Source organism: Sphingopyxis sp. DBS4 (genome assembly GCF_024628865.1).
GTDB lineage: Bacteria > Pseudomonadota > Alphaproteobacteria > Sphingomonadales > Sphingomonadaceae > Sphingopyxis.
On the sequence record NZ_CP102384.1, the window covers coordinates 4,159,817 to 4,173,041 of the forward strand.

Sequence of the window (13,225 nt, forward strand, 5' to 3'; positions counted from 1 at the left end):
TATGCAAAAGACGTTACTCGCCGCAATATTGGCATCGGGCTGCGCCATCGCGGCGCTCGCTTCGGCACCCGCACATGCACAAGTCGAACAGCGAAGCTTCGAAATCGCCGCGCAGCCGCTCGGCGATGCGCTGCGCAAATATAGCGACGTCTCGGGCCGCCACATTCTTTATTCGGCCGACCTCGTCCAGGGGAAGCGCTCGAAGGCCGTTCGCGGGCGGATGTCGAGCGACGCCGCGCTGACGCGTCTGCTTGCTGGCAGCGGCCTCAACGTCGAGCTCGTCGATGGCACGCTGGTGCTCCGCGCGGGAAACGGCGATGCGGCGGAGGACCTCAGCTCGACTGACGAGACGCCGGAAACCGCCGCTGGAGACGCCATCGTTGTCACAGGCTCGCGTATTCGCGGTGCTGGCCCGGTTGGTTCGCCCGTTCTGACCCTCGACCGCGAGGCAATCGAAAAAAGCGGCTATGGCACCGTCCAACAGTTGCTCCAGTCGCTGCCGCAGAATTTCGGCGGCGGGCCGACCGAGACAACGCTTGGCGCGACCACTCGAAATGGCGCGGGAAGCGATGCGACCTACGGCAGCAGCATCAACCTCCGCGGACTCGGTGCCTCGTCGACCCTTGTCCTGATCGATGGCGCGCGACCGGCGCTCGGCGGCATCGGCGGGGTCTTTGCCGACATTTCGCTCATTCCGATGAGCGCAGTCGAGCGTATCGAGGTGCTGACCGATGGCGCATCGGCCATCTACGGTGCCGACGCGGTCGGCGGCGTCGTGAACGTCCGCCTCCGCAATCGCTTCGAAGGTGCCGAGACCATCCTACGCGCCGGTACAGCAGACGGCGACATGACCGAGGTCCAGTTCGGCCAGCTCTTCGGGAAAAGCTGGGGCGGCGCACATCTGACGCTGGCCTATCAGTTCTCGCAGCGCGGGGCCCTCCACGCCGCCAAACGCGATTTCGCGCGCGAGGATCTCCGTCCCTTCGGTGGCCCCGATTTCCGTTCGACCTTTGCCGTGCCGGGAACGATCACCGCGGCCAACGGCCAAGTGTTCGGAATTCCCGCGGGACAGGATGGGCGCAATCTCGATGCGGCTGACCTCCTTCCCGGCGTCCAGAACCGCCGCGACGCACGCGCGGAAAGCGGGTTGCTGCCGCGCCAGCGCACGCATAGCCTTTATGCCGCGGGAGAATTCGACCTCAGCGACAGCCTGACCTTCCGCGCCAATGTCCTCCTGGCCGAGCGGCGCTATCGCAAGGTCGGGATCGGCGACTTCCTCCAGTCGGCCACCGTCCCGGTCACCAATCCCTTTTATGTCGATCCCATCGGCACCAACCAGCCGGTGACGGTCGCATACAGCTTCGTTAACGACCTCGGGCCGCAGCTCGACGTCGGACGCGTGCGCGGGATCACCGCCAACGCCGGCCTCGAACAGGCGTTCGGCGCGTGGCGCGTCCAGTTCGGCGGCACCTATGGGCGGCAGAAGGGCAAGGCCGACACGATCAACGCGACCAATCGCGCGCGGCTGCGTGCCGCGCTCGCCGACACCAACCCGGCGACCGCCTTCAATATCTTCGGCAACGGGAGCGCGAACAACCCAGCGACGATCGCCGCCATTCGTGGAAGCTATTCGACGCTTGACGATTTCGAAAGCTGGTCGGCGGCGCTGCGCGGCGACGGCCCGCTCTTCCGCCTTCCGGGTGGCGAGGTCCGGCTCGCGATCGGCGCCGAGTATCGCCGCGAACGCTACAGCTATGAGACGACGAACGATATCAGCTTTGCGACGCCGCTGACCGAGCCACTCGCCGGCCTCCCCGGCCCGCGCCACGTCAAATCGGCCTATGCCGAGCTACTGGTTCCGATCTTCGGGGCGGACAATGGCGTCCTCGGCATCCGCAAGCTCGATCTCTCGCTCGCGGGACGGATCGAGGATTATAATCAGTTCGGGCGAACCACAAATCCGAAGCTCGGCGTCCGGTGGGAAGTGTTCGATGGCATCGCGCTGCGCGGCTCCTACGGCACCTCGTTTCGTGCTCCCGCCTTCGACGAGCTGATCGGTCCCGCTGTGTCACTCTACACGACGTTCGTGTCGCCCGACCCGGCATCGCCGACCGGCACCTCCAACGTGCTCGCACTCTTCGGCTATGCGCCGGGGATCGGGCCGGAAGAAGCCACCACATGGACCGCGGGCTTCGATATCGCTCCGCCGTCGCTGCCGGGCGTGAAGGCGTCGCTCACCTATTATGATGTCGACTATAAGAACCGCATCGGCACGGCGAGCGAGGATTTCCTGCGCTTCCTCTCCAATCGCGACGTATTCGGCGGCGTCATCATCGACAATCCGTCGCTGGCGCTCGTGCAGAGCTATTTCAGCGCGCCGACGTTCAGTAACCCGTTCGGGCTCGCCCCAACCGATATCGTCGCGATCCTCGACGGACAGATCCGCAACCTGTCGGCGGTGCGCCAGCGCGGGCTCGATTTCGATGTCGGCTATGCGCCCGAGTTCGCAGGCGGCATTCTCGATCTCGGCATCGCGGGAAGCCATATCTTCTCGATCGATCGGCAGCTGACGCCGGGTGCGCCCGCGACCGACGTCGTCGGCAATTATGGCAGCCCGGCGAAATGGCGTCTGCGGGGAAGGCTCGGCTGGTCGTCGGACGGCGGCTTTTCGGCCAACGCCTTCGTCAACTATATCGATGGCTACACCAACCAGGTGGTGGTGCCGGTCGAGCAGGTATCGTCGTGGACGACGGTCGACCTCACGCTATCGCAGCGGATCGGCGGCAACGAAGGGGGGCGCGGGCTCAATCTCGCGCTCAGCATCGTGAACCTGTTCGATCGCGACCCGCCCTATATCACCAACCGCAGCAACACGTCTGCGCTCGGGTACGACCCGGAGAAGGCAAACCCGCTGGGGCGGATGATCTCGCTCCAGGCGACCGTGCGATGGTAGCACGCGCCGCATTGGTAATCGTTCTGCTGGCCGCGGCATCGCCCGCGGCCAGCCAGATGACGCCGAGAGACATTGCCGAGACCGCCGACATTTCGGGGCTGTCGGCTTCGCCCGACGGCCGCTGGCTCTCCTACCGGATCGAACGTCCGTCGGTGGCGACCAACCGGATCGACGTGGAATGGTATATTGTCGCCAGCGACGGCGGCACGCCCCCGCGCGCGCTCGGACGCCTCGGAACAGCCCTATGGAATGACGTCGGCACGGTTCTCCCCGGCGAGGCCCTCTGGATGCCGGACAGCCGGGCGCTGATCGTCCGGGCGCTGATCGACGGCCGCGTTGCGCTGTGGCGCAGCGGTATCGACGGGTCGGGCTTTGCACCGCTTGTCGAGCGCGAGGGCGACATCGAGCATTTCGCCATCGCGCCCGACGGCGCGCTGATCTTCAGCGAAGGCCCGGCGCGCGACGCAATTGCCCGTGCTGAGGATCGCGAGCGCGAGACTGGTATCCTCGTCGATGGAAAGACCGATCTCGCGCAGCCGCTGTTCCGCGGCGCGATGATCAATGGGCGCACTAGCACCCAGCGCTTCTCCGGCGCTTGGTTCGACCGCGTGCCGCTCCTGTCCGATGCCCCTCGCACCATCACCCGGCGCGACTTGCAAACGGGAACGGAGGAGCGCGCGTCGGCCGACGAAGGAAAATTGCTCGAAGTGCCGCCCGAACCGGAGCCCTCGTCCGAGCTCGACGGGCTCCTGCGGGACTTCGACGCATGCAGCAATCCCGTCGGATGCCCCGGCCTCGAATGGCGCTTGGCTGCCCAAACTACGCTCACCGACGGTCGCATCGCTCTCACCCTGCGCGACCGTGCGTTCCGGGAAAGGCTGATGATCTGGTCGCCGAAGGCGAGCGCCATAGCCCCACTGGCCTCCTCGACGGGCCTGCTGTCGGGTGGTCGCGACGAATCCAGCCCCTGTGCCGCAACGCCAGTCGCCCTTTTCTGCGTCGAGGCCGCCGCGGACATTCCGCCCCGTCTCGTCCGCATCGCCTTCGACGGCACCAAGACCGTCATCGACTCCCCCAATCCAGATCCTGACCGCGATGGGCTCCTTGCCGAAACGATCGCATGGCAGGTGAGCGGCAGCCGTGCGTCGGGCGTATTCATCCGCCCGAAGATCCCCGGGCGGCTGCCGCTCTTCGTCACTTATTATCGCTGTCCGGGCTGGCTTCGAGGGGGCCTCGGCGACGAATGGCCGCTCCGCGCGCTCGCGGCGAACGGCATCGCCGCGCTCTGCATCAACACGGTGGCTTCAAGGAAGTCCGCGCGTGAGAGCTACGACCTCGCGCTGGATGCGGTGAAGGGCGCGATCGCCATGCTGTCGAAGCGCGGTGACATCGATCCGGATCGAGTCGGCATGGGCGGCCTCAGCTTCGGCAGCGAAGTGACGATGTGGACGGCGCGGTACAGCGATCTCCTGAAGGCCGTCTCGATCGCGTCGGTCCAGATGGAGCCTGCCTATTACTGGTTCAACGCCCGGCCCGGACGCGAGATGTTCGCCGACAATCTACGCGCCTATTGGAAGCTCGGGCGCCCCGACGAAAACCCTGCAGCGTGGCGCAGTCTGTCGACCGCCCTCAACATCGATCATATCCATGCGCCGGTCCTGATGCAGCTTCCCGAGCATGAAGCGCGACAAGCGGTCGAGCTACAAAGCAGGCTCGCCAGCGCCCGCATGGGCGAGATGCACATCTTTCCGCTCGCGCCCCATATCAAGGTCGAACCACGTCAGAAGCTCGCGGCCTATCAGCGCAATCTCGACTGGTTCCGCTACTGGCTCACCGGCCAGATCGATCCGGACCCGGCCAAGGCCGACCAATATCAGCGCTGGTCGAAGCTCGGCCGACCGGAAGGCAGGGCTTCAATCGACCGCACCCAGCGTTCGGCGTCGGCGATTTCGAGCAACCGGAAATAATCGAAATTGCCGTCGAGATTGTCGCGGGCGAAATAAGCCTCAATCGAAGCGCGATCGAGCAATCCCTGCTCGGCGAGGCGCCCGCCCAATATGAGATCGCGGAGCGCGGGCCGCTGCGCCAGAAAGGCGGCGACGCAGAGGGATTCGATCCGACCCTTCCCGCGCCGCCAGACGATCTCGGGCGGCAGGTGCGGCGCAAAGGCGGCGCGCGCCACGGCGCGATCACGGCCGCCTGCGACCCAGGTCCAGCTCGGGATCCGCAGGCAAAATTCGACGACCGGCTGTGACAGTAATGGCGCGATGGCGTCGCGATCATACCAGCGCTCGGGCCGATCCAGGAAATCGAGAATGCGCCGGATGGCCTCGACATGGTTGCGCTTGGCTTGCGATACGGCGGTCGGGCCCACGTCCCAAGGATGGGCGAAAGGGATTGCCGGCACGGCGTCGACCGCGAGGAAAGTCGTATCGCGTTCCCAGCGACGCCTCGGTCCCTTGCGCCACGCGCGCCACGATAGCCGGGCCGCATCCCAGAGCGACGCATTGGACGCGCGGGCCACGTCGCGCATGGTTCTGAACATTCGCCCGCCCAATCCGAAGTGCGATGCCGCATCGAGGATCGGAGCGACCGTGCTGTCGAAGGCGAAGACATTGTCGCCACCGATCCCGCCAAACACCGAGACCTCGCGATCGCCAACCGCAACTTCGAAGGCCCGGTCGATCCCGCCGAGGACGGCATAGGCGCCGGGCCTGAAGTGGAGATGCGCTGGCGGTCTCACCAGGTCGACCGTGCGGTCGTCATGTTCGGCCTCGATCAGTTCGATCGAGCAGCGCTCCGCCACGGCGCGGGCATAGTGCCGCTCGTCGCCATCGGCGTCCGGCGTCGCGAAAGTGACCGCAGCGCTATTGGCGTCAGCCGCCGATAGCGCTGCCGCAACGATCGAGGAATCAAGACCGCCCGAAAGCTCGATCATGATATCCGGTCGCGCCCCGACCCAGGCGGCAACCGCCGCCTGGAGGGTGTGCTGAAGGACCGGCGCCAACTCGGCAACCGGCAACGGATCGCGATCGGCGACGAAGGGCCATGGCGACCATGTCTGCTCGACCCGGGCCGAAGCGCCATCCCAAAGCAGGCGCGATCCGGGCAGCAGCTCCGAGACGCCGACGAGACCTGTCCGTTCGGTGCGAAGATTCCGGTATGCGAGCCCGTGTGCGACGAAACCCCAGTCAATCTGGATCGCACGACAAAGCCCCATTAGCAATTTCAGATGCGATGCGAGCAACACGCCGGCCTGATGCGGCACCCAATAGAGCGGCCGCCCCGTGAGCGGCGCGCGCTCGGCGCCGCTAAGTGACGCGCCCCGGTAAAAGGCGAGAAAGTCGCCCCAACCATCGCCCGGCGCGCGTAGCGGCTTCCCGGAATGCGGGAAAATGTCCCCAATTATGATCGAGCCGTCCGCAAGACGGCTTTGCTGGACGTCTTCCCCAGCCCACAGCTCGAGGCCCGGAAATGTGTCGATGCGATGCAAGCCCTCGTGGGACCCCGCGTCAGCAAGCCCGGTCGCGCCCATGCCGGCGAAGGCGAGGACGCCCTGCCTCATCCGACTGTCAGGATCGGTGTGAAGTTGCGCGCTTCAGCCGCTGTGCCGGTGAGGACCGTATCGGAAGACTGCAACCAGCTATGGGCTGCGAAGGGATTTGTGCGAACACCGAAAACGAGGGTGGCCGCCAATCCGCGCCCCAGCAGGATCCGGTCCAGCGCCAGAGCGTCGACCAGGCAGCGAGGCGAGATCGGGACGATCCAGCGGCTCGCCGCATAGCGTGCGGCAACCGCTACAATTTCCCCTTCTCGTTTCGCGCCTCCGATGCGCTGCTTGGCCACGGCAAGACTGGCGACCGTGGCGCCGATCCTGTTGGGGCGCATCGCGCGGCGTGCCCAATAGAGGCTGCGCGCAGCTGTGACGCCTCCGGCCATGCTGAAGCCATCGTCACGCGCCGACAAATCGCTCGTCGGAATTGCGACGCTCGCGGGGTCGAGACCCCCTCGGCCGTCCGAGTGCGCGAGAAGACCTGTGCGCACCAAACCGGTCATTGCATCGCTGTCGTTGAACGCGCCCGACCGCAGGCGCTCGAATGCTGCACGATCGTCGCCGCGCAACGCGAAATAGCGGTCGCGTGCGAGATCGAGGAAGACGAGCTCGCCGCCCACCTCGCAATAGCCTATTCCCGGCGCCAGCATCCAGCTCATCATAGTTCCCGGATGCGGGAGCCACGCGAAGCGCGACTCCCGCGCGCCGGCTCAGTCCTGGGCGAGACCGGGGACGTGGACACGTCCGCCGACTTCGAAGGCCATGCCCCAGTCGCCGGCAGTGTCGTCCGTGACGCTGCCGAGTTCGACGAGATTTTCGGTTTCGCGTTCCATGATCGCTCCCTTTCGTTCGGAGTGACGAGTGGAGGAGATGCCGGGAGCCGGCGTGAGGCGGCCCCCGGCTCCGCCGATTATTCCTGGCTCAGGCCGGGAATATTCTGCAGGCCGCCCGTTTCGAAGGGCAGGCCCTTCTGGCCGGCGGTGTCGGCGCTGACGCTGCCGAGCTCGACGAGGTCATTGGTGCGTTCCATTTTCGCATCCTTTTCAGATTGCCGCGGAATTGCGGCACCTTCAAAGCTACGACCGGCGCATCAGATAGGAATTTTATACGACTCATATCGTCCGAATATTATCTGAGCGGCTCGGAGCGCGGTCGAATCTCGGCGGCAACCCGGCCGGCAAAGGCGGCTCGACGACGATGGAAACGTGTGATTTTGCTGCGTAAAGCGCTCCACCGCCCGAAGCGATAGTCGTCGGCCATCGCCGCCAAGGCAGGGAATGCGGCCTCATCGACGCGAGCCTCCGCCGCGCGAATTGTCATGCATCGTTCCACACTATTGACGATCGCATCGCATAATTCGCGGTTGGCACTACCGATCGCGATAGTCCGGAACAGGCTATCGATCGCATCCGGATAGCCATCATGATTCGCAAGCTCGATCAGGCCACCGGGAAGTTCGGGCCGCGGCGTGCGCCCTTTCAGCGCCAAGGCGAGCAGCGCGCCGGTCCAGCCGTAAAGATGATAGAGATCAGCCTCAGCAAGAAGCGGTTGGCGAAACCCTTCCTGGTGCCAGCTCTCGACGATCCGCTCCCCCGAGAGGCGATAAAGGGCGTCGCGAACCGGTGTCGCGCTCGCAGCGAGCGATTTTGCGAGCTGCGCCGGATCGAGGCGGGTGCCAGGGGCGTAAGCCCCCGACAGGATGCGCGCCTTCAGGTCCAGATAGACCCGCTCCATCGTCGCTCCCGGGCTCATGCCGCGAGCGCCCCCTCGCCGCTTCGTCGCTGGCCGGCCACATGGTCTGCAAGCAGCGTCGCCTGATCGGGCCGCAACGCGTCGATCGCTGCCAGAGGTTCCTCGGGATAGCCGCCGAACAACACCGACGGGCATTGGCCCTCGAAATTGCCGAGATTGGGACGGTGCTGGGCATAACCAGCGAGCGCCGCTAGGTCCGGCGGGAAGTCCTTTGCGATCTCGGGGGGATAGGCGAGCCACTGGTTTTCATAGGGTTTGAGCCAGCCGAGGCAGTAGCTGACGATGATCCCGCGGCGGACTTCCGCGCTCCGGTTCTGGCCAGCCCCGTGCAGAGTGGACCCGAGAAACACGATCGCGTCGCCGGGCTCGGCTGCCGTGACGATCGGCGCTTCCTTCGGCTCCTCGACGAAAGCTTCGACCCCGTGGCTATGCGGCCAGATCAGCGTTGCGCCATTCGCCTCGGTAAAGGACGTGAGGGGCCACATCACGTTGACGAGATATTCGACCTCGCCGAGCGCGCCCTGCCACATATCTTGATCCCGGTGGGGGAATTGCGCGAGCGCGCCGGGGTGCAGCTCGATTGCCTGGGCGAGATTGAGCTGAATCCGCTCGCACCAATTGCCAAGTGCCAGTTCGGCAAGGTCGAGAATCGCGCTGTTCATGACGAGATCGGCCATGTGCGCCGACCGGATAAGCAGCCGCCCGAAACGCTTCGTCCGCTCGCCGTAGAAGCCCCCTTCGCAAAAGGGGGTCGCGGCATAGCGCGGCGCAAGATCCTCGGTGACACGCGCGACGAGTGACGCGGGCGCTGCGCCCCTGAGGATCGTGAAGCCCCGATCCATGAGTTCGCAGCCGGCGGCGGAGCGGGGGGCGGCCGCATCAAGCGCGGCGGGATTGATCATCATCACCCCCTCCTCAGGCTGCACAGGCGGACGAGGCCGCGGCTGCGTTGCTGACGATGCCCGCGCCGGCGAGCTTTGCGACAGTCGAAGCGTCGATGTCGATCCGAAGACCGACGAGCGCCTGTCCGCGACACAGGACCGGCTCACCGAGCGAACGGCAATCCCAGCCGAAGGTCTGGATTTGCCGGAACCAGGGAAGCTCGGCGACGCCCGTGTATGTGCGGATTTCGTTCGCCAAGGCAAATTCGGCGAGCCCGACGAGCAGCGCATCTCGCGCGATGCGCCGCTGCCGCGCCCCGATACCGGGCGCCAGGCAGAAGCGAGTGATTTCGAGAACGTCGGGCCCCTGCGGCACGTCACCGGCCACCAATCCCGGGAAGAGGCTGTCGAGGAGAGCCGGACGCGTGGTGAGGAGCAGCCGCGCCGACGCGAGATGCTCGCCGTCCGTATCGGTCACGATCAGATAGGTCGCATCGGCATCGTCGAACTGGTCGAGTTCGAAGCGATCGGCGAGTGCTGGGATGTCCCATTTGAGAAGATCGATGAAGACGCGCTTGCGCGCCTCGAACATCGAGCGGAGCGCCTTATGCTCGAGCGCCCGGTTGGTGGAATCGACAAGTAGCAACATGGAAATGCCTCCGTTTGAAAAGAGGCGTTCCAATTGAAGGGCTTTTTGCGCCCGCACCATAGCACGATAGGGGGGTGTCGCCGATTTTTCTCACCGCTTGGCAATGTCCTCGAAGCTGATGTCGCCATCGTAAAGCGCACGCACAGTCAATGTGATGCCGCCGTTCGCCTCGTAGCGCTGCCGCGCATTGCGCAGATGCTCGCGCACCGTGTCTGGACTGAGACCAAGCCTCAGCCCGATTCTCCGAATGGACTCGCCCTTTGCCGACCAGATCAGCACCTCGCGCTGCCGGCGAGTTAGCCGAGGTCCGACGTGCGCGAGATCGGGATCGGCGATCAGGCGCGCTGCGTCGAACGCCGCTCCACCGATCATCCGCGCGAATTGCAGTGCGTCGGCGTTGGCTATGGCTCCCGGCTTCCAAGCGAAGGAAACGGAACCATGGGCATGACCGGGAAGATGCGCGGGCACGGTGAGGCCGTCGCCGATACCGTGCCGACGTGCCGCGGCGAGGATTACTTCGTCTTCGGGTCGCTCGGCTTTCATATTGTGCCAAAGGAATCCCGCCATGCTGCGCTGGCTTTCTCGGTGGACGGGATCGGTGACGCCGAGCCGTTGCTCGTCGAACCAATGCGCCCATTCCTCCGGATAGTTGTGGACTCGGACGCCGCGCTCCGGCGCCGCGAGAAAGTCGATATGATGGCTGAGCGCGAACCAGGAGCAGCCCATGGCGTTGCAGGCTTCGCGCAGCAGGTCAGCGAGACCTGCCTTGTCCGTCACGCGAGAGACGTCGAGCGCAAAAGCGTGCGCTGCGTCGATCGTTGGCATTGCGACCTATGGCGCGCCGACCGTCGTTTCCGACCGGTGCGGTCTGCTCGCCCCTCGTCAGTGCCGGCAGCCATACCCTCTTACAAGGTTGACCTACCGACGACGGCCGATCGCCGCTGGTCAAGGCGATCCTGGGAGAATCTGAAAATGCGGGCCAGCCCCATATATTTCAAATATATTCGGACGATAGAACCAGATTGAGGGCAATTCTGCCCCTGCGGACTCGGTTCAGCCTAGCAATCGCGTTGTCATCCCCGCTCGCGCTTCAATTTCATTCCCCTTGGGGTGCTGCGTCAACCGGCAGAAGGCGGGGCTCAATGAAGATATCATGCGTGTTGTCAGCCATCTCCTGGAAAGTCACGGCATGCATCGTGATGTCGAATATCTTCTCGGTTCGCTCATAAATATACCAAGGCTCAAGCTCGCGCGTTGTTAGCATGATAGCGCGCCTGCGGTCGTCGTCGTTTAACGCGCGGATGTGTCGGATTTCGTCGGCGCCGAATTCCGCCAGCTTAGCGAAGACGATATATACGTCGTATGTTTCTGCCGGAAAGGCGTCGGCGACGCGCCGTAGGTTGGCAACATCCTGTTCGCTAATTGGCCCCCTGGTCTTGCATTCACCAATGAGTATTTGAATCCGCTCGCCTCTCTCATTCGGGGCCAAGAGGATGAAGTCGCTCTCGCAATCGGCGATGTTGGCTCCATCGGAGCGCAACGTCATTGCCATCGTGGCTATGTGGGGCCTGAGATCATGCATGTTCGTCAACTGCTGGAGCGTCAGCGTAACCGGGATAGCCCCTTCTTGGTTATCGCGGCGCCCAAATAGACCAGAGCGCCGGAACGCCCAGTCCCGATCTCGGAGTTGCGGCCCCAAATTAAAAACTTGGCCACAATATTCGCACTCGTTGCGTGTCCGAACATCATCGACCGAGCGCCAGAAGTCGAGCTTGCAGCTCGGGCATTCGAGTTTGAGACCGGGACGAAAAATCTCGTTTGTCAGCAAATGGGCAAAGATCGCATCATTGGTCAGCGCCTCACGCGGGGCGCGCTGCTCGATGTAGAGGTCTTGATAGTTGGCAAGGGCATGTGGTTTGCCTTCCGCAAAGATCAGCCGCTTTGCTTCGCTTCGAGTAAAACTCTGATCCGGGGCGTAGCGCTCAATCAGATCGCGCACGCCGCCGATCCGAAATACCCGGCATTTGTCGATGCCGCCCATTTGGCGAACCAGTCGACTGCCGAGGAGACCGGCAGCGCTGGGTTTCGCCACTATGCCGACGGAACGGAATATCGCTTCTACCAGGTCGGTAGAGCTTATCGCGCGAAGCGTGAGATGCTTCGTTCCCGCATCCGAAATCAGACCAAGCGAACCAGGTTCTGCGCGAGCGTAGTTCCATCGCCAATGCGCATTACGGCCGTAAAACTCGTTCAGTGCGGGAAGATATGGGAGATTGAGCGTATACCGCTCATCATAAGAAAGGCCGATCCCGGGATCGACCGAGATGACGAATTTCTGACCATGATAGGGTTCAGCGCCGGCAAGTGGATTGTCGGGTACCGGGATCGTGATAGCCGGGGGCTCGATTGTCTTGTCGACGGAGGCCAGGGTCGTGGCCTCCCCAAACATCATATAGGGCGCACGAACATTTAGCCCATTCCAAAGCTCGGGCCGAACGGTGCAGTCGGTAATCCCTTCGCCGAAAATTGCTGGGTCCCCAATTTCGACTTCTTCACGATGCCAAATTGCAGGGCGGACATGCGGTCGATGGGGATTCTGGAATTCTGGAAGCCGCGCAATCCAATCATTTTTCCATTGCTCGAGCCGCTCAGCATGGGCCGGATCGAAGAAAATGAGCGGGATGTCTGTTGCTCTCAGATTCCAGAACTCGACGAGATCTTCGAATTGAGCTGCACTACCGACGTAAAAGCCGGGATAGGTCCAATTGTTGCTCACTACATAATGCCGTCTGATGTCAATCCGACTGAAGGCGGACAATGACATCATCGATGCGGGCGGGAGCGAAGGTGGAACTCCTCCACCAATCGTGACCTGCTCGGCGCGCAGGTGAAGCTGCATCAAGCCAGGATAGTCTTCGGCCATTTCGTCCGCTGGAGGTAGGCCACCGAGATTTGTTAGAAAAAGGTCCGCGAGCGGATCGTCTTCTGCCCATCGATGTAGGCGAATGGATGGATCGGCCTGCGGGTTGTTGCGATATGTGTCCTTATACAGCCTGCCGATTGGGTGCAGGAGGTCCGCGACAGTCGAAGCCTTGCCCATGTGGCCGCGTTCGATCACCAAGCGGCCGTGGAGTTCGAAATTCGGAATCTGCCTTTGCGTATCGATAAATGCCCTAACCGCGGGCGATTCCGTCGCCGCGTAAAGGGTATCAACGCGGAAAAGGCGAATTAATCGCGCGGCATGCTCCGCATCGCCGATGGGGATAATCGGGTTAAAGCGACCGCCCCACAGTGTGAAATTCCAGCGAACCGCCTTCCGTAATCCTTCCAGGTCACCAGGTTCGACGCACCAACCAATTCTTACTGGACGATATCGGAGGTTAAAGGAGGTTGTGCTCATGGCCTTGCCCCTTGGATGACCTTCGGGGCGCAGGAAA

General features: G+C 63.6%; 11 protein-coding genes. 2 read left to right on the top strand and 9 right to left on the bottom strand.

What is annotated here, in order from left to right:
* Nucleotide 1: 1 nt before the first annotated feature.
* Together NP825_RS20025 and NP825_RS20030 are read left to right on the top strand one after the other, a co-directional pair.
* The gene (locus tag NP825_RS20025; RefSeq protein WP_257546995.1) at nucleotides 2-2,953 is read left to right on the top strand and encodes a TonB-dependent receptor; all 2,952 of its coding nucleotides are present in this window, start codon (nucleotides 2-4) and stop codon (nucleotides 2,951-2,953) included.
* Entirely contained in the window at nucleotides 2,947-4,920 is a 1,974-nt protein-coding gene (locus NP825_RS20030) for an Atxe2 family lasso peptide isopeptidase (RefSeq protein WP_257546997.1), read from the top strand. Before NP825_RS20025 ends, NP825_RS20030 begins: the two co-directional genes overlap by 7 nt.
* On the opposite strand, the gene NP825_RS20035 is transcribed toward NP825_RS20030, so the two are convergent.
* The 9 genes from NP825_RS20035 to NP825_RS20075 all read right to left on the bottom strand — a co-directional run bounded on the left by NP825_RS20035 (nucleotide 4,827) and on the right by NP825_RS20075 (nucleotide 13,188).
* On the bottom strand, nucleotides 4,827-6,518 hold the full coding sequence (locus tag NP825_RS20035) for an asparagine synthetase B family protein (protein ID WP_257546999.1): 1,692 nt from the start codon (nucleotides 6,516-6,518) through the stop codon (nucleotides 4,827-4,829). The two genes, NP825_RS20030 and NP825_RS20035, sit on opposite strands and share 94 nt — an antisense overlap.
* Nucleotides 6,515-7,165 (bottom strand): lasso peptide biosynthesis B2 protein, encoded by a 651-nt coding sequence (locus NP825_RS20040; protein WP_257547002.1) that lies wholly within the window; start codon nucleotides 7,163-7,165, stop codon nucleotides 6,515-6,517. Before NP825_RS20040 ends, NP825_RS20035 begins: the two co-directional genes overlap by 4 nt.
* 51 nt (nucleotides 7,166-7,216) lie before the next feature.
* The gene (locus tag NP825_RS20045; RefSeq protein WP_257547004.1) at nucleotides 7,217-7,339 is read right to left on the bottom strand and encodes a hypothetical protein; all 123 of its coding nucleotides are present in this window, start codon (nucleotides 7,337-7,339) and stop codon (nucleotides 7,217-7,219) included.
* A 77-nt stretch (nucleotides 7,340-7,416) separates the two neighbouring features.
* Entirely contained in the window at nucleotides 7,417-7,536 is a 120-nt protein-coding gene (locus NP825_RS20050; RefSeq protein WP_257547006.1) for a benenodin family lasso peptide, read from the bottom strand.
* Nucleotides 7,537-7,634: 98 nt separating this feature from the next.
* Nucleotides 7,635-8,240, bottom strand: a complete 606-nt coding sequence (locus NP825_RS20055) for a GntR family transcriptional regulator (protein WP_257547008.1) — start codon at nucleotides 8,238-8,240, stop codon at nucleotides 7,635-7,637.
* A 14-nt stretch (nucleotides 8,241-8,254) separates the two neighbouring features.
* The gene (locus NP825_RS20060; protein WP_257551567.1) at nucleotides 8,255-9,160 is read right to left on the bottom strand and encodes a phytanoyl-CoA dioxygenase family protein; all 906 of its coding nucleotides are present in this window, start codon (nucleotides 9,158-9,160) and stop codon (nucleotides 8,255-8,257) included.
* Nucleotides 9,161-9,173: 13 nt separating this feature from the next.
* Nucleotides 9,174-9,788, bottom strand: a complete 615-nt coding sequence (locus NP825_RS20065) for an acyl-homoserine-lactone synthase (RefSeq protein ID WP_257547010.1) — start codon at nucleotides 9,786-9,788, stop codon at nucleotides 9,174-9,176.
* A gap of 90 nt (nucleotides 9,789-9,878) precedes the next feature.
* Entirely contained in the window at nucleotides 9,879-10,565 is a 687-nt protein-coding gene (locus NP825_RS20070) for a LuxR family transcriptional regulator (RefSeq protein ID WP_257547012.1), read from the bottom strand.
* 319 nt (nucleotides 10,566-10,884) lie between these two features.
* The gene (locus NP825_RS20075) at nucleotides 10,885-13,188 is read right to left on the bottom strand and encodes a hypothetical protein (RefSeq protein ID WP_257547014.1); all 2,304 of its coding nucleotides are present in this window, start codon (nucleotides 13,186-13,188) and stop codon (nucleotides 10,885-10,887) included.
* Between the last annotated feature and the right edge of the window lie 37 nt (nucleotides 13,189-13,225).